The following is a 16,695-nucleotide window of genomic DNA, read 5'->3' on the forward strand; positions in this document are numbered from 1 at the left end:
CTGTGGCTGCCGCCGCATGACACGGATCAATCGAGATGCAAACTCGGGAGACGCTTGGAGATCTGGTCGAAGGCGAGCACGCTCTCCAAAAATGCAGGCATCGACCGAAGAGGCAACATGTTCGCGCCATCTGAAGGCGCTTTGTCGGGGTCCGGGTGTGTCTCGACGAAGAGCCCTGCGACGCCCACGGCGACGGCGGCTCGCGCCAGCGCCGGAACCATGCGACGGTCGCCGCCGGAACTCGCTCCCCGTCCTCCCGGCTGTTGGACCGAATGGGTTGCGTCGAAAATCACCGGATAGCCGGTCTGGGCCATGATCTGCAAGCCACGCATGTCCACGACCAGTGTGTTGTAACCGAAACTCACGCCGCGCTCGGTGAGGAGAATTCGTTCGTTCCCGACGCTCGCGATCTTTTCCGCCGCATGCTCGACGTCCCAGGGAGCCATGAATTGGCCCTTCTTGATATTGACCGCGGCGCCCGTCTCGCCCGCCGCCAGAAGCAGGTCTGTTTGTCTCGACAGAAACGCTGGTATTTGCAGAATATCCACGACCGATGCGACGGGCTTGCATTGCTCTTCTTTGTGAATATCCGTCAGCGTCGGAATTTTGAAGCGATCACGAATTTCCGAGAAGACGCCGAGGGCTTTCTCCAACCCCAATCCGCGCCGTCCTGCGACGGAAGTTCGGTTCGCCTTGTCGAAAGATGTTTTGTAAATCAGACGCACGCCTGCCTCGGCCGTAATTTCGACAAGCGCGGCGGCGCATTCGAGGGCATGATCGCGCGACTCCATCTGGCAAGGGCCTGCGATGAGCGCCAGCGGGAGATCATTGCCAAATACCGTGTCGCCAACAGTAACATGACGCTGCATCGGGCTGTCAGCCTTTGTTCCTCTCGTGACGCCTAACCGCCCACATCCAATGGACAGACCGTTTCGTACGCCATCCGGTTCGCATGCGATGTCGAGGCGTGCAAGTTGATCGCCACGCTGAATAAGGGTTCGATTTCATAGGCGAAGTTACAGGTACGGTGTGATTGCGTCAATTGCCTTGCGCGAGGTCATTCGGTCGGGCACACTCACGAACCGCACGGCAGCAAGTCTTCACCTCGGGCAACATCAATTATCGGCTGTCGTCGTGGAGGCGCCCCGTCGAGCAGATATCGTGTTGTCGTTTCGTGTGGCGACCTATCCTGTTTCGGCAGGAATGTCTGACCAAATTTCTACCAAGGTCGAGGATCGAGCGCGATCTCGCGTCGGATGGAGTTGAAACCGGATGCCTTTGGAGTCTATATCTTCTTCGGTGGCGCTTTCGCGCATTCGTTCCGGAGCGGAAGCGCGTTGGCCCGATGGTCGATTGCTGAACGAGCGCATGAATGGGATCGTCGACGTCACGCCGAGGCGCCGTTTCTCATTCGGCGCCGACGATGCGATCATCACCATCGGATCCTGTTTCGCGCGCAATATCGAAGGCCGTCTGCAGCAGCTCGGCTTCGATCTGCCCATGACCAAGATCGTCGTTCCCCGCGAAGAGCGCGTTTCCGAGACTGCGAACGACATCCTGAATAAGTATACCATCCATTCCATGGAGACGGAAATCCGCTGGGCCTTCGAGCCTCCGAATATCCCTTACGAGGAATTGTTCCTGCGAACGGGCGACGGGTTATGGCACGATCCTCAACTGGCGCCCAACTTGATTCCCGCGACTTTCGAACGCGTGCTCGAGCGGCGTCGGATGGTGGCGGCGGCCTTTTCCGAGTTGCCGCGGTGCAAAGTAGTGATCGCGACGCTCGGGCTCGCGGAATCTTGGTACGACGCCGAGACATCGCTCTACCTCAACGGGATGCCGCGTAACGACACGCTACGGGCCGAACCGAAACGCTTTTTTCTGCATGTATTATCCTATGAGGAAATCCTCGACGGGCTGGAGCGTCTGCGCGCGACGGTCAAGAAATACGGCCATCCCGACGTGAGGATGCTGATCACCGTCTCTCCCGTTCCCTTCAAGGCGTCGTTTTCGGGGACCGATGCTCTCGCCGCCAACTGCTACAGCAAGAGCGTCCAACGCGCGGCTTGCGAGGCTTTCGTGCGCAAGCATGACGACGTCGACTACTTCCCGAGCTATGAAATCGTCACCCTGACCGGGCCTTCCGCCTTCATGCCCGACAACATTCACGTGAAGCCCGAAGTCGTTTCGCGCATCATGGACCGCGTCACGGACATATACGGCTCCAATTCCGAGATCGGCCAGTCGGACAAGACGGTTCCGCGCCTCAATGCATCCTCCGGCGTGAAAGGTCTTCAGGCGACGGCACGCTCCTATTTCGCCCAAAAAGATTACTGGACAGCCGCACGCGTTTATGAATTTATTTTCCATAACTTCGAAAATCGGCTCAACTCGAAGGAGAAAGCCGACCTCTATACGGCGTGTGGCGTCACGATGCTGCGGGCGCGGGAAACCGTGGCGGGCGTGGAGATGCTCCGCAAGGCTCTGCCGTACGACGTCGACAATGCCCGCCTCAACTACAAGCTCGGCCTAGGCGTGGCGAGGCTCAAGGCCGACGATGAGGCGCTGCAATGGTTCGCCCGCGCGATGAACCTGGACGAGAAGCAGGCCGACTATCTCTGGCGCTATGGCGTACAATTGGTGCGTATGCGGCGGCTGAAAAAAGCGCTGCCGTATCTTGAAAAGGCCGTCCACATGGCGCCGGCCGACGAGCGGTATCGGACCGCGCTCGACCGGGCGAAACGAAAGTTGTCGAGCGGGTCCGCACCCACCGCCTGAGCTCGGCCCCGTCCCTGTCCGCCCGGCGGGGACGGGACTACCGCAGGTTGCCGGTCACGGATTCCGCAGATGCGGGCAACGCCATGGACTAAACCGCTTTGACATGTCGGCGCCGGTCTCGAGATCGACGACCGTCGGGCGACCGCGCTGCAAATTCCTCGACGCCATCTCCGATCACGCCGTAAGAGCAACGATGTTTGCTCGTGAACTCCGAAACCTTCGCGGAAGGAGGGTCGTCAGCGCTACCGAGCGGGAATTCGACGCCGTCGGGCTCCCCTCAGCGCCTGCCTGCGAGCTGACAAAGTTCTCGATATCTGCCTGCAATATCGGCCGGCATTTTCAGCGAGGCCAGAAAGCCATCCTGCAAGCTCAGGAACCGCTCCGGATTGCATAATGCGGCCTCCGCGAAATCGAGCCACTCTCTTTCGTCAGAGACGAGGTGAAGCCCTTCGAATATCCCGAGATCGGCCCTCGGGCTCCCCCAGACGGCGACAGGAATCCCCGCCCAGACCAAATCGAAAACGACGGTCGACGGCGCCGAGATGCCGAACGAAAATTTCTCCAGCGCCTGTTTGTAAAGCGGCAGCCTGTTCATGCGGACATTCGATGGTAGCGAAATTTTATGCTTCTCCAGATAGCGGCCGCCGGGATGCGGGCGGAGCTCTATCGTCCCGCCTCGGGTTTCGAGCTCCCGCGCAAACGCAGTAAAACAGGTGATGAAACTTCTCTGATCGCCATTGTTGAACCGCACCGAGTGGAGATTCTCGCACACGAGGCCATGCAACTCCCGAGCCGCCCCTCGCCGCTGGCCGAAGCGCTTTGCCACAGGCGGAGACTCGATCCCGAATGGAGGGCCGACCGTGATCACTTTTGCGCATTGATCGGGCCGAACAGAATGCAAAGAGTCGATCTCGAACCAGCTGGCGGCGACGTCGCAGGCCATGCCGATGAAATGGCCCCAGGTTCGATCGTGCGCCTCATTGTGACTGAAGCCGATGCACTCCAAACCATGTTGAAGGGTCACGCGCGTGAAGGCGTGAGGCGCGGCGAGTAACACGTCATGTGTGAATTGATGCGCATTCAAGGATGATTCGCTTGCGGCGACAAGCAAACCGCTCTTGTCGCCGATACAACAAATCGCATCCGAGACGTCTTGGACCTCGATCACGTCCCCATGCAAGTCGCGGGCAATTTCCTGGAGCTCCTGGAACCAGAGCCCGGTCGCGTCTCGTTCTCGAAATTTCGCCGTTACGAGAAACAGAATCTCGAAGGACTCTTCATGGTGAAACAGCCGGGCCACCGGGCGGCTCACGGCGACATCCTGATTGAGATTGATGAGGAAGACGGCGTGCTTCATTGTTCACCGAGCGCAGACGGATTGGCAAACGAACCTGCGAATTTGTAGGCGTTGATCTCGGCGAGTGAAAATTCGATGTCCGGAAACATTCGGTGGCATATCCTCCCGATATCGAGCAGAAACTGTCGATAGGCTTCCGTTTCCTGGATGATGGAGCGCGTGTCGTTCAATGAGAACATCGGAGCCGCTGCGAGGATCGATTCGTCGAGCACATCGACCTTGCACATCTGCATTTTTCCTTTCTTTTCGGGCGCGGAGCAATTCGCGGCAAGGTCGGGCGCGAGATATTCCCGAATGGGAACCGTGATCCAAATTTCGACATGTCGCTTCGACGAATATTCCACTCTGATATCATACGCGCGTTCATCCCGCGAAACCGGCGTCTTCACGGATAATATCCCCATCGCTCTGGCCGCTCTGATCGCCAGAGGATCTCGCTGTGCCCCGTAAATCAACGCACGCTTGCGGATGGATCTGGAATCCTTTTCTCGCCCGGAGCCCGGCGCCTGGGACGCGGCGCGTAACAGACGGTATAAAAAAAGAAACAATGGAGCGCCTATCGACTCTACCCCGGAAACATCGGTGGCGATCTGATTGATCCTATCGAGGTTTTCTCGCCTGATGCGGCACTTCCCACTTAGAATGTCCTGCAGCAGATCTCCTGGCTTCTCATATATTGCCGGACCGAGCTCTCGATAGAGGGGAAAGCCGGGAGACAATACCTGGGTCCCCGTCGAAATGGCGGAAAGCGCACGGTTGAGGGATTTGGCGCGGCTGAAGCTCTGTCCATTGACGGGAATATAGGCGACGAACGCATTGGCCAACGCCTCCGTCTCCGCCTCCAGCGACCAGATAGCCAGTCTGAAATCGACGGGCAATCTGTTCAAGCGCGCCAACATCGAACTCGTCAGAGCGGCTTTATTCGTGAGAATAGATAGCCTCGGCGTGAATCCCGCAGCCGTCAGCTCATGCAAAACCGAAGAATAGGACGAAAGATCGTGCAAGCCCACAGGGAAAAGCGGGTTCGAGCCGTTTCCGAACCACAGGACGTCGATCACCTTCGACTGGCGCACCTTTTCGAGCTTGGCCGCGAGCGCGCTTGCGACGGCGTTCGGCTCTATCTCGGGGTAAGGGTCGGGCAGCATATGGACGGGAAGTCCCGGGGCGTATTTCTCGATCAAACGGCGCATCACTGACGTGGAACACAGTGCGAAGTGAACGACCTCCGACGCCAATTGCAGCCATCTTCTAAATCTGAGCAGCCGCGAATCGCCCTCCTGCGAAAAATAATCGTCGAACAAGTCAACGCCGATAGCCTTGCCATCGGCTTTCAGTTCCTGGGCAATGGCGATTGCCTCTACCGAATAGGTTTTGGAAAACACGCAGACGTCGCATGTCCTCAAATCATCGCTGTTCAGGTCTTCGAGCGATCGAACCGTGACATCGAAATATTCGTCGACAGAGGCTAGACGATCATAACGGATCCGGCTTCCCGCTGTAGCCTTGAACGTGTTATTGGGGACAAGAAATAAGAGCCGCATTTACTCAGAATCTCCTCCGCTTGTCCAAGGTCAGAATGATCGCAAGATCGTACTGGTCTTCAGCGCTGGCAGCAGCTTCCAAATTCCGAAGTAAGACGCGTCTGGGACGCCGACGAGACGCTTCGCTTTGGCGTCTGTGAAGACAGAGATGAGCGTGGTGCATAAGTTCACCAATCCACTGTCCGCCGCCAGCCTGGCCGCCAAGTCGATTTCCCAAAACCCGCTCGTGAATCGAGCATCGAAACCTTTGGTTCGACGCCACGCGTCCGCGGACAATGCGAAGAAGTTCGGGGCATTAGCGGTCACTGCATAAACGGCGTTCGGCAAAGAGATGCTGCAATCGACTTCGGTGAGAGCGACATGAGGAGCAGCAGTAAAATCTAACCGACCAGGAAAATAGCCGGCAGATGCGAAAACCGGAGTCGTATCTGATGCAGAACGCGATCGAATATGCATGCAACCGACAGTTCCGACACCCTCGGTCGAGGCCAAATGGGCGATTGTTTCCAACGTACGTTGATCATGGAGAACACACTCATGATCAATAAAGACAAAAACGTCGCCGGACGCTTTTTCTATGGCTTTGTTCATGGCGTCCGCAGCGCTCATGGAGGTCGCGGCTCGGATGATACGCCCGCCATTCGAGCATATTTCCTTCAGCTGCTGTTCATAATTCGTATATTCATTCGCGTCGCAGTTCGCGGTCACGAGAAACACTTCGACCGCAGGCGTTGCGACTTGTGTGGCTATGGACCCGAGAAGCAGGCGGATTTCGAGATTCGGCTCGAACAGCTCGATGAATACCGAAATCTTCGCAGGCGACCTCCCCTGGCCCAAAAGGTCGATCCGCTCTTTGTCCTTGGGCACGGGAAAAAGCAGCGCCTCTTTTGCGCGCGGCGAAAGGTCCCTCACGAGGATCGCCGTCGGCTGCGAAGACTCCATCTCTTCGCCATTCGCCTGCCCTATCGTGTGTAAAGTCGGGAAATAAGTCGATCCGCGACTGAATTGCTTCAAGATCGTCGCCGCAGGCCCACCCGGGAACGTGATTGCGATTCTGTGATGCTGTGGGTTCGCCTCGTCCACCAGGATGAACGGAGCCGGCGCGCCAGAATAAGCCGAATGAAACCGGCGCGAGGCCAGAACTCCCACCGTAGGTATTGCACAACTCGGGAGAGACAGACGCAGACGCCCGCGACGAGGTTCGCTCGGAGCGGCTTCGGGCAGCAGCTTTTCGATATACTCGACGAAGGAATTATCCCCGAGGTCCGCTTGCTCCCGGGCGTCTCTATTCACCCCTTTCAACGCCACGTCGAAGACGCATGAGAGCCATTCGCGCACGACGGCGTCGAAAATTTGCTCGGCTCCCGTCGCCATTAGAAGATCGACCGAAATCTCTGCAATCGCCGGGGATGCAGCAGCATCATTGCCCCACCCCACGGCCTCGGCCAAATAGGCGTCGCTCAAACGGCAAAAGTCCGACAGCAGTCCGCCATGCTCTCCACATGCGGCGACCTCCGCTTCATGAATCCCGCCACGCAAGAGCGAAGGAAAGGGAACGAGGTCGGTAAAGCTGATCTCCCCCGCCGCGTCATAAGCGACAAAGAGAATAGGCATCAGAGGATTACGCACACCGAACGGATAGACGCCCATTCGTTCCTCTATCGAGAACTCGTCGACCACGACGAGCCCCGCCCGCCCATTCGCCTGCCTGAGCGGCTGAAACACGCGCACGGTTCTCGCCTCGGCTTGATTTGCCTCGAGCGGGAGTTTCTTGGCCCTGACCTTGACGAGATGGCTGTTGGCCCACCAAACATCTTCCACCTTCCATCCCTGGGTCGCCTCCGCGGACCGAAGCGTGCGGTAGGAGCCGAGGTCGCTCAAATACCGTCCGCCGCCGCTGAGCGTCGACTTGGCCTCGCCGCCGAATCTTATGGTGGGATGCAAGGGGCCACGCTCGCCGCCCAGCAAGAGGCTGAGAGCGTTCACCGATCCGGCAGGCAGCCAGAAGCCCTTCGGCCAGGCGGCGGCGCCGAGATGGGCATCTACATCCGGGCGACTGTAACGCCGCGACAACCGACCGACGAGGAAGTCGCCACACCACAATTCGACCGGCGATTTCGTGGCGTCGCCAGCCGTCTCCCCGGCGGAAAACGCCCATCCCTGGATCCGGTTTCCCTTCAACCGGTCCAGCGCTAGCCGAGTCGACTTTTCCGTTTCCGGCTGAACGACAGGACTTACAGCAGGCGGAGCCCGCTCCAACTCCGGTTGGAGCGGCGGCGCGCCGTCCTGCCGCCGCTGTTCTGCAGACAACAAACCGGTTGCGAGTTCACGGGCCCGATCGAACACCGACAAAATTTGCCCCCGTAGACGATCTGGTGAGTAATTTTCTCGAACCCGGCGCTGAGCGCGCTCCACTTGCGCGCGATGCAGCGCCTTGTTCGCGAGAAGCGTTTCCAACGCCGAATACCACTCGTCGTCATTTGAGACAAGCATTCCGCAGCCATCGGCGCAGCACGCGTCGTAGATCGAATTGCTCGACGCCACGACGGCAAAACCACTTGCGGTATACTCGACCCACTTGGTGTTCGACTTGAGCTTGTTGAAAGGCGTATCCGCGAGCGGGCAAATGCCGATCGTCCATCGGACGGACGCGAGCTTTTGTCTGAATTCTGCGTATTCCCGTATCGTGTCAATTCTCCGAATGCGCGCTCCAAACCGCTCCAGAGCCTCGGGAAGCACGAGATTGCCGAACAACTCGAAGAAGACATCGGGCCTCGAGTCGAGGATTCGAACGATCGCGGGCACTGCAAAGGTAAAATCGTGATCGTGACTACCGAAACCCATATAACCGATGACCGGCGGCTCGTCGGTGGTCGGGGTTCCCATGATCTCGGAGGCGCAATAGATGTCGCCCGCAATGACGCGCGAACTGTGCTCATCGTCAAAAAGCACTCGGCGCAATCGGTCATTCGAGCAATAGACTACGGTTGCCTCGTCGAGCAGATAACGCACGGTGGCGACCCGTCGAGGGGCGTTGTGCGATTTCGCCTTCGCGGCGCCGATTTCCTCGGGAACGTTCAACAGATTATCATCTATGTGATAGATCGTCGGAACTTTGAACGACCTCGCCCATTCGACGATGTCCCTCGCATATGGCCCGGCATAACGACAGAAAACGATCAACGTCGGCGCAAGATCGCCGAGCCGGTTTCGAAGCTGCTCGATGGCGGCGGGATCGTTCGGCCAAGCTTTCTTGGTCGTCCCCGACACGTCGAAGTCGCTCTCTAGGAGGTGATGCGCCTCTATTGTGGGAATTGCCTTCAGAGGCTCGACGAAGCTCAGAAGCAGGCTCGGGTTCCGGCCGGCGTCGACGTACAGAATCCGTTCGAATTCCGTCTTGGCGGCGCGGGTCATTACGGTTTGCTCCTGGATCAAACTCCCCTCCACATGGAATACGATCTCGGCAATTCATTATCGATTTCGTGTCGATATGCAATCGGAATTCGATTTTGCATACATCGGCGGAAGGCAGAACGCGGTTTATCGGGAGCCCTCAACGCTCGAACTCGCGCGGCGGCTTCGCGACAACCTCGATCGCTCGGATTTTCGATCCGCGTCGACCGGGTTGCCTCGCGGTCGATATCCATTATCGCTCGAATATGATCGCGGCTGTCCTGCGCCGACCGGCGTCGAAGACGTCATTAAGAGAGCGAATAAAAGCTCCGAACGGAAGCGCCTGGACGAGAGCTCCTTTGTTTATATTTCGTAGTGCAGCGAGCCCCGCAAGTCAGGGGAAGAAATCGTTCGCGCACGAACGAAGGCGATCGACCGAGACATTGCGGGCGTAACGCTCGATGCTGTAGTTTTCGGCGAAGCTCGGCGCGGCCCGGGCATCGCGATTCGAAAAAAGAGAGGATACGCCATGAGGAGGATAATGGCGCTTTCGATGGATCTTCCCGAAGTGGCGAGGGAGACGTTCCGATCCGGGAAGTCATGCCATCGGGCCGCTTCGCGGTTCGAAATCGGTCCGGCGCCGGGCGAAGCGCGTCGAGGTCGCCATGGCGAAGATGAACGGCGCCCGCAGGTCGCGGCGCATCGGTTGCGTTCTCGCGCGGATGAAGGAAAAGCCGCAGCGGCCTCCGCTGCGGCTATGGAAGGCGGACCGACCATTCCTCGCGCGGCAGGCAACGATGCCGCCATGGTTCGAGAGCCGGCGGCGTCGGTCGACGAGACACGAGCGTCTTGGCGAGCGCTCGTTCCGAGCCCTGTGTAGATCGGGTTCCGGCCGACGCTCCGCGCGGGGACCAATCATCGTGATGGACAATCCTTCCACGCACAAGATCGTCGGGATGCATCTGTGGCTGACCGAGAAGCAGCAGAGATCCACTCCGAAAAAACATGCCGAACGACCTCGCAGCGAGCAGCTCCGATCGTCCCGGCCGGATTCTCTAGCCGTGGTGGGAGTCTCATGATTCCATACATCGTTCATCAATTGTGGATCGAGCCGCCCGGAGGCGTGGAGAGCGGCGACGCCGCGCCCAAGGATGTGCAGCGCAACATCTCGACCTGGATCAAGCACCATCCGGATCTCGACGTTCGCCTCTGGCGCATCCGAGATCTGGAGAGCATTCTCGCCGATTTCGAAGGACATGACGTGCTCGAGGCGATCCGCGTTTGTCGTTTTCCGACCATGCAGTCGAATCTCATTCGCCTCGTCCTGCTCTATCGCTTCGGCGGCTTTTGGAGCGACCTGAAGAATTTTGTGAACCGGCCGTTTCTGAAGGAGCTCGTCGACGAGGAACTCGTGCTCGTCGAGCATCAACCATTGGCCGATGCCCGCCCGCCGGGCTATCTCACCAACTCCTTCCTCGGCGCCCGCGCCGGCCATCCGTTCCTGCTCGAATGTCTGAAGGAGGGGCTCGCAGGCATCGATCGTCGCATGACCGGCAGTCTATCTACCGTGACCGGCCTCGTGCTGATGAACCGTTTGTTCGTCCGCGCAAAGAATTCGGGACGCGTTCCGCCGCACCGCTTCCTCACCAAGGAACAGGCATGGTCCGATTACATGAGGCGAGTCTCCGCCTCTTACCAATCGGGAGCGCGGCACTGGTCTCAACTGCAGAAGACACAGTCGTTGTATTTGGACGATCCGACCGACGGCCCCGGCCGCGAGCCATAAAATCGAACTCCGGAGGCGTCTCGAAGGCATGATATGAAGAGGCTGCGCAAGTCCGGCCGCCACATCTCGTCCATTGATCCCATTCGTGCGCAAACATCGAGCGGCTCCGAGTCATAGGAACGACGGGCATAGGCTTTTCCCTCGACGCCAGCGTCATTGGTCGAGAATTGCCGGCTGGCGTCGGCGTGACGTTTGTCGCAAATTCGCCTGACAGCCCGCTGACAGGGCTTCCGAGCCGTGGACGCCGATCGGCGCAGGCTCGCATGCGTCGCAGTCTTGCGCTATTGCGGAGGGCGCGGTCGACATGAGGAGACATGGACGATGCTGCGTCCCTTGTCACATGCGATGTTCGCTGCCGGCCTCGCCGCTTGCGCCGCCTCTTCCGCCGCCGCGGGGGGCGATCGGGGTCCCTATGCGCAGGGCTCCTACGCCATCATCCGCGAGGCTCATGCGGGACGCCCGCTCATCGTGCATTTCTGGTCGGTCGCCTGCCCGACCTGCATTCTCGAGCTCGCCGAATGGGCGCGGCTCGCCCGCGAGCGCCGTGACATCGATTTCGTCTTCGTCGACGCCGACCGCGCCTGCGACCACGCCCGGGTCGTCGCGCGCCTGGACAAAGTGGGTCTGCGGCAGGAGGCGAATTTCGCCTTTGCGGAGGATGTCGTCGATCCGCTCTATCTCGAGGTCGACCGCAATTGGAGCGGCGAATTGCCCTTTACCGCGCTCATCGGCGCCCGCGGTGAGACTCAGACGGTGATCGGCGCGCTGGACGCTCCGCCGATCAGAGCCTGGCTCGCGCGGGAGACGCGGACGCGCGGACACCCCTCTATCGCGTCGCGCCCGGCGTCCACAGCACGTCGCCCTTCTCGCGATTGGCGTAGCGCGCGGCGACGAAGAGAAAATCGGACAGGCGGTTGACATAGCGCAGCGCCGGCGCGTCCACCGTCTCCTCCGGCGCATTGGCGAGCGCGACCATCACGCGCTCGGCGCGGCGCGAAATGGCGCGGGCGACATGCAGATGTGCGGCGGCGGCGGTTCCACCCGGCAGCACGAAGGATTTGAGCGGCGCGAGCGCGGCGTTGAGCGTGTCGATCTCGCGCTCCAGCCGATCGACCTGCGACTGCAGAACGGCGAGGCGCGCCGCGCCGTCCGGCGCCGCGTCGGGCTTTTGCGGCGTCGCCAGCTCTGCGCCGAGGTCGAAGAGATCGTTCTGAATGCGCGCCAGCATTGCATCGAGCGCAGGCGCGGCGGCTGTGGCGAGGCGCGCGACGCCGATGGCGGAATTGGCCTCGTCGACCGCGCCATAGGCCTCGACGCGCAGGTCGTCCTTGCGGCGACGTTCGCCGGTGGCGAGAGAGGTGGCGCCGGCGTCGCCGCCGCGCGTGTAGATCTTGTCGAGGCGCACCATGGGGTCGAAATCTCGTCAGTGTCGGAGAGCGAGAACGGCGAGGATCAGCAGAAGCGCGCAGAATTGCAAGCCCACGCGCCAGCGCATGAGCGTTTGCGAACGGTTGCGGTCGCCCTTGCGCAACAGATTGACGAGCCCGAGCGGCACGACGGAGGCGACTGCCGCGACGGCGACGGCGACGAGAAGATTGGACCAGTGCGACATCATCGGCCCGCTTCTCCGGAAGGCGCGCGGTATGGCGGCTCCATGACTAGTGGAGCGCGGGACGGGGAGCAAGGGACCCCCGCTCCTTTCTGCCGAAGGCGCAGCAGTGCAACCCGCCCCGATCCCCTGCCGGCGACGCTGCTCGGACAATTCGCCGTCGGCACGGAGTTTCAGGGGAAGGGCTACGCCGCCGATCTCCTGCTTTTCGCGCTGAAGACCTCGTGCGAGCCGCCGAGATCGCCGGCGCCATCGGCGTCGTCACCCACCCGCTCGACGACGGGTTCGCGGCTTTTACGCGAGGCACGGATTTATCGACCTGCCTTTCGACCCGCGCCGCGCGATGATCATCCGCATGACGGAGTTGCGGCGCGCCGAGAGCGATGTCGAAAGTCGAAGGTGAGGCGGCGCGCATTTTTCCTGGCGCATTCTTCTGGCGCAAGTCTCTCGACGAATGTCGCGCAGCCGCTCCAGAGCGCCGCTCGCGGCGACGCACAAGCTCGAGCAGGGGACGAACCTCTCTGTCGCCTCGGCGCGCTCGCCCCCGCTGGTCGAAACCCAGAATCGCCCTAATGCTCTGTCCATGATCCGAGATGGTAAGAGTTGCGCGCGAAGTCGGAACGAGTCGCTTACACATCCCGAGCGCCTTCGGCGCTCGGGAGCGAGCGATTCCCCGACTCTCGAAGGCTCACCCCCACCCGGACCGCTGCGCGTTCCGGGTGGGGTGAGCCTCGCGATCGCCTCGGCGAAAGACTTTTTTCGAGCGCCCGGAGACGGCTCATGTGTGGAATTGTCGGCATACTGGGGCGCGAGCCAGTCGCGCCCGCCCTCGTCGAAGCGCTGAAGCGGCTCGAATATCGCGGCTATGATTCGGCCGGCGTCGCCACGCTCGAGAAGGGGCGACTCACGCGGCTGCGCGCCAGCGGCAAGCTGCGCAATCTCGAGGAGAAGCTCGCCGCCGCGCCCTTGTTCGGGACCAGCGGCATTGGCCATACGCGCTGGGCGACCCATGGCCGCCCGACCGAGACCAACGCCCATCCGCATGCGAGCGGCGGCCTCGCCGTGGCGCATAACGGCATCATCGAGAACTTTCGCGATCTGCGCGAGATGCTCGCCGCCAAAGGCCATGTCTTCGCCACGGAGACCGATACGGAGGCGGTCGCGCATCTCGTCGCCGAGGAGCGGCGCTCCGGCGCCGGTCCGCGCGAGGCGGTGGCGAAGGCGCTGACGCGGCTCGAGGGCGCCTTCGCCCTCGCCTTTCTCTTCGACGGCGAGGAGGACTTGCTGATCGGCGCCCGTCGCGGCGCTCCCCTCGCCGCCGGCTGGGGGCGCGACGGCGTGTATCTCGGCTCCGACGCGCTCGCGCTCGCGCCCTTCGCCCATACGATCGCTTATCTAGAGGAGGGCGACCATGTCGTGCTGACGCGCGACAAGATCACTTTCTATGACGCCGCAGGCCGCGAGGTCGAGCGGCGTCGCCAGCCGCTGCAGGCGGGCGCCTTCCTCGTCGACAAGGGCAATTACCGCCATTTCATGGCGAAGGAGATTCACGAGCAGCCCGAGGTCGTCGGCCGCACGCTCTCCCATTATCTCGATCTCGCCGTAGGTCGAGTGCGGCTTCCCTTCGACCTGCCGTTCGATGCGGCCGAGCTTTCGCGCGTGACCATATCGGCCTGCGGCACGGCCTATTACGCCGGGCTCATCGGCCGCTATTGGATCGAGCGCCATGCGCGGCTCGCCGTCGAGATCGATATCGCCTCGGAATTCCGCTATCGCGAAGCGCCCATGCCCGCCAATGGACTGACGATCCTCGTCTCGCAATCGGGCGAGACGGCCGACACGCTGGCCGCGCTGCGCTACGCCAAGACGCAGGGGCAGCACATTCTCTCCATCGTCAATGTCGAGACCTCGACCATCGCCCGCGAGAGCGACACCGTGGCGCCGACGCTCGCGGGCCCGGAAATCGGCGTCGCCTCGACCAAGGCCTTCACCTGCCAGCTCGCCGTCTTCGCCTGCCTCGCCATTGCGCTCGGCCGCGCGCGCGGCGTGCTGAGCGAAGCGGACGAGCAGCAGCTCGTGCGCGAGCTCGCCGCGACGCCGGGCCAGATGGCCGCCGCGCTCGCGCGCGAGGCGCCGATCGAGCCCGTGGCGCGCGACGTGGCGCGGGCGGCGAGCGTGCTCTATCTCGGCCGCGGCGCCGCTTTTCCGCTGGCGCTGGAAGGCGCGCTGAAGCTGAAGGAATTGTCCTACATCCATGCCGAGGGCTACGCCGCCGGCGAGCTGAAGCACGGGCCGATCGCGCTGATCGATTACGCCATGCCGGTGATCGTGCTGGCGCCGCCGGACGCGACGCTGGAGAAGACCGTGTCCAACCTCCAGGAGGTGGCGGCGCGGGGCGGCCATCTCATTCTCATCGGCTCGGCGGCGGCGCGCGCGGCGGCGGCCTCGGAACTCGCCGGCTTCATCGAGCTGCCCGAGATCTCGAGCGCCTTCGCGCCGCTGGTCTACGCCGTCCCCATGCAACTGCTAGCGTATCACGCGGCGGTGTTCATGGGGAAGGACGTGGACCAGCCGCGCAATCTGGCGAAGAGCGTCACCGTGGAGTGACAATCGTACGGCGTGTGCTCCGGGGGCGGGCCTGCACAGCCCGGCGTCGTTCGGGTTCGTGCGCGCTCGCGGGACGCCGTTCAAAAAACTCGCTCACATTTCTAGCGACTTGGTCTAAAGGATGAAGGCTGCTTTCGAGCGGTGAGCAGCGCGCATTGCGGAGATGTCGCTGGTCGCGCCGCTCGGGTTCGAGGCGGAAGGAATTCATGGCGCGTCGGCGCGACTAATCGAAAGGTCATGGCGCCGGAGCGTCCACGTAAGGGAGAGCATTCATGTCGCGCTCACAATCGGCCTTCCTCGCCCGCAAGGATGTTCCGGGACGAAGCGACCTCCAGAAGGCCGTCGACGGCCTCGGCTTCAAGATCACGATCGACGATACCTATGTCCCCATGAAGTCATCTGGTTATCTGCCCTGCACATTCGACGGCGAGGACTCGGGCTTCACGATCAAATTTCTCGAAGTCGATCCCGATGCCGAGCGTCCCGAGTCCATGAAGGCCGCGCTCGGGGACAAGGATGTCGAGATCGCGTTTCACTGGAGCGGCGATCCACGCGAGGTCGTCAGCGCCATGGCGGTCGGCGCGGCTCTCGCTACGAGCTTCGACGCGGTCGTCTATGATACGGGTGACAAAGTATTCGTCTCCAGCGACGACCTCCTCGCGAAGGCGCGCAAGGCGGCGTCTGCTCTTTGAGGGTTGCTGCACACCTGCACGATCCCGGGAGTAGCCATGCGTTCGAGAGCGCCGAGAGGTCGGGCCGCCCAAAGAACGACATCGAGACCACCAGCCAGCCGGACAGGCGCACGATGTGCGAGGGGCGCGGCTTGCGCAAGCGAATCGCCCGGCCATGTTATGGTCGCGCCATGATTCTGCTCCGTCGCCTCCTTCCGCCCGCCCTCGCGCTGCTCTGCTCCGCCGCGGCCGCCGCCCCCTCGCCCTGCCAGGACGTCGAGGACCAAGGCGCGAGCTACACCGTCTGCACCTTCGACGCGCGCGCCGACTCCATCCGCCTTTTCCTCGCCGATGAGAAGAACGAGGTCTTCGGCTCCTTCTCCACGCTCGCATCCGATCTCGCGCGCAAGGGCGAGACGCTCGCCTTTGCGATGAACGCCGGAATGTATGGCGAAGACCATCGCCCCATCGGCCTCTTCGTCGAGGGCGGCCGCTTGGAGAAGCGCGCCAACACCGCCGCCGGCGCCGGCAATTTCCACATGAAGCCCAATGGAATCTTCTGGGCGCAGGGCGCGCGCGCCGGCGTCACCGAGACACAGCGTTTCTTGAAAGAGCGCCTGCGGCCGGCCTACGCCACGCAATCGGGGCCGATGCTCGTTATCGGCGGACGCGTCAATCCGCGCATCCACGAGACCGGAACCTCGGAGAAGATCCGCAATGGCGTCGGCGTGCGCGACGGGCATATCGTCGCTTTCGCCATCTCCAACCGGCCGGTCACCTTCCACGCCTTCGCGCATCTCTTTCGCGAGCGGCTGAAATGTCCGGACGCGCTGTTTCTCGACGGCTCGATATCGGCGCTCTACGCGCCCTCGCTCGGCCGGCACGACCGTTTCCGCCCCATGGGGCCGATCGTCGGAGTGGTGGAGAAGGCGCGGTGACTTAAACGCTGC

Annotated in this window: 12 protein-coding genes; 6 read left to right on the top strand and 6 right to left on the bottom strand. The window is 61.6% G+C overall.

Going from position 1 to position 16,695, the window contains the following annotated elements; translation table 11 throughout:
- Window positions 1-26 precede the first annotated feature (26 nt).
- Window positions 27-869 (bottom strand): 3-deoxy-8-phosphooctulonate synthase, encoded by an 843-nt coding sequence (kdsA, locus tag AC6IW9_RS21540; protein WP_497767210.1) that lies wholly within the window; start codon window positions 867-869, stop codon window positions 27-29.
- Window positions 870-1,353: 484 nt separating this feature from the next.
- Here kdsA and AC6IW9_RS21545 point away from each other — a divergent pair, with 484 nt between their 5' ends.
- Window positions 1,354-2,781, top strand: a complete 1,428-nt coding sequence (locus AC6IW9_RS21545; RefSeq protein WP_497767211.1) for a GSCFA domain-containing protein — start codon at window positions 1,354-1,356, stop codon at window positions 2,779-2,781.
- Between the two features lie 277 nt (window positions 2,782-3,058).
- Here the strand turns inward: AC6IW9_RS21545 and AC6IW9_RS21550 are convergent, their stop codons facing one another.
- Genes AC6IW9_RS21550 through AC6IW9_RS21560 form a run of 3 tightly spaced genes read right to left on the bottom strand, consistent with a single transcriptional unit; the run spans window position 3,059 to window position 9,093 of the window.
- Window positions 3,059-4,138, bottom strand: coding sequence for a hypothetical protein (locus tag AC6IW9_RS21550; RefSeq protein ID WP_497767213.1), 1,080 nt, complete (start codon window positions 4,136-4,138; stop codon window positions 3,059-3,061).
- Complete coding sequence (locus tag AC6IW9_RS21555; RefSeq protein WP_497767215.1) at window positions 4,135-5,679, bottom strand: hypothetical protein; 1,545 nt, start codon at window positions 5,677-5,679, stop codon at window positions 4,135-4,137. Before AC6IW9_RS21555 ends, AC6IW9_RS21550 begins: the two co-directional genes overlap by 4 nt.
- Window positions 5,680-5,709: 30 nt before the next feature.
- On the bottom strand, window positions 5,710-9,093 hold the full coding sequence (locus tag AC6IW9_RS21560) for a glycosyltransferase (protein WP_497767217.1): 3,384 nt from the start codon (window positions 9,091-9,093) through the stop codon (window positions 5,710-5,712).
- A gap of 1,054 nt (window positions 9,094-10,147) precedes the next feature.
- On the opposite strand from AC6IW9_RS21560, the gene AC6IW9_RS21565 reads away from it, so the two are divergent.
- Together AC6IW9_RS21565 and AC6IW9_RS21570 are read left to right on the top strand one after the other, a co-directional pair.
- Window positions 10,148-10,858 carry a glycosyltransferase family 32 protein gene (locus AC6IW9_RS21565; RefSeq protein WP_497767219.1) on the top strand — a complete coding sequence of 237 codons (711 nt, stop codon included), beginning with the start codon at window positions 10,148-10,150 and terminating at the stop codon, window positions 10,856-10,858.
- 321 nt (window positions 10,859-11,179) lie between these two features.
- Window positions 11,180-11,776 (top strand): TlpA family protein disulfide reductase, encoded by a 597-nt coding sequence (locus AC6IW9_RS21570; RefSeq protein ID WP_497767221.1) that lies wholly within the window; start codon window positions 11,180-11,182, stop codon window positions 11,774-11,776.
- On the opposite strand, the gene AC6IW9_RS21575 is transcribed toward AC6IW9_RS21570, so the two are convergent.
- Entirely contained in the window at window positions 11,685-12,266 is a 582-nt protein-coding gene (locus tag AC6IW9_RS21575) for a cob(I)yrinic acid a,c-diamide adenosyltransferase (protein WP_497767223.1), read from the bottom strand. The two genes, AC6IW9_RS21570 and AC6IW9_RS21575, sit on opposite strands and share 92 nt — an antisense overlap.
- 15 nt (window positions 12,267-12,281) lie before the next feature.
- Entirely contained in the window at window positions 12,282-12,473 is a 192-nt protein-coding gene (locus tag AC6IW9_RS21580) for a twin transmembrane helix small protein (protein ID WP_497767225.1), read from the bottom strand.
- A gap of 774 nt (window positions 12,474-13,247) precedes the next feature.
- Here AC6IW9_RS21580 and glmS point away from each other — a divergent pair.
- The 3 genes from glmS to AC6IW9_RS21595 all read left to right on the top strand — a co-directional run bounded on the left by glmS (window position 13,248) and on the right by AC6IW9_RS21595 (window position 16,683).
- A complete protein-coding gene (gene glmS / locus AC6IW9_RS21585) occupies window positions 13,248-15,074 on the top strand; it encodes a glutamine--fructose-6-phosphate transaminase (isomerizing) (RefSeq protein WP_497767228.1) in 1,827 nt (608 codons plus the stop codon).
- A 272-nt stretch (window positions 15,075-15,346) separates the two neighbouring features.
- Window positions 15,347-15,766: a hypothetical protein gene (locus AC6IW9_RS21590; protein WP_497767230.1), complete on the top strand. Its 420-nt coding sequence runs from the start codon at window positions 15,347-15,349 to the stop codon at window positions 15,764-15,766.
- Window positions 15,767-15,936: 170 nt separating this feature from the next.
- Complete coding sequence (locus AC6IW9_RS21595; protein ID WP_497767233.1) at window positions 15,937-16,683, top strand: phosphodiester glycosidase family protein; 747 nt, start codon at window positions 15,937-15,939, stop codon at window positions 16,681-16,683.
- Window positions 16,684-16,695 lie beyond the last annotated feature (12 nt).

It is taken from the genome of Methylosinus sp. shoA (genome assembly GCF_059718125.1).

Bases quoted from the DNA above. Each gene is read 5' to 3' on its own strand.
- kdsA (WP_497767210.1), bottom strand. From the start codon at position 869: ATGCAGCGTCATGTTACTGTTGGCGACACGGTATTTGGCAATGATCTC.
- AC6IW9_RS21550 (WP_497767213.1), bottom strand. From the start codon at position 4,138: ATGAAGCACGCCGTCTTCCTCATCAATCTCAATCAGGATGTCGCCGTG.
- AC6IW9_RS21555 (WP_497767215.1), bottom strand. From the start codon at position 5,679: ATGCGGCTCTTATTTCTTGTCCCCAATAACACGTTCAAGGCTACAGCG.
- AC6IW9_RS21560 (WP_497767217.1), bottom strand. From the start codon at position 9,093: ATGACCCGCGCCGCCAAGACGGAATTCGAACGGATTCTGTACGTCGAC.
- AC6IW9_RS21565 (WP_497767219.1), top strand. From the start codon at position 10,148: ATGATTCCATACATCGTTCATCAATTGTGGATCGAGCCGCCCGGAGGC.
- AC6IW9_RS21570 (WP_497767221.1), top strand. From the start codon at position 11,180: ATGCTGCGTCCCTTGTCACATGCGATGTTCGCTGCCGGCCTCGCCGCT.
- AC6IW9_RS21575 (WP_497767223.1), bottom strand. From the start codon at position 12,266: ATGGTGCGCCTCGACAAGATCTACACGCGCGGCGGCGACGCCGGCGCC.
- AC6IW9_RS21580 (WP_497767225.1), bottom strand. From the start codon at position 12,473: ATGATGTCGCACTGGTCCAATCTTCTCGTCGCCGTCGCCGTCGCGGCA.
- glmS (WP_497767228.1), top strand. From the start codon at position 13,248: ATGTGTGGAATTGTCGGCATACTGGGGCGCGAGCCAGTCGCGCCCGCC.
- AC6IW9_RS21590 (WP_497767230.1), top strand. From the start codon at position 15,347: ATGTCGCGCTCACAATCGGCCTTCCTCGCCCGCAAGGATGTTCCGGGA.
- AC6IW9_RS21595 (WP_497767233.1), top strand. From the start codon at position 15,937: ATGATTCTGCTCCGTCGCCTCCTTCCGCCCGCCCTCGCGCTGCTCTGC.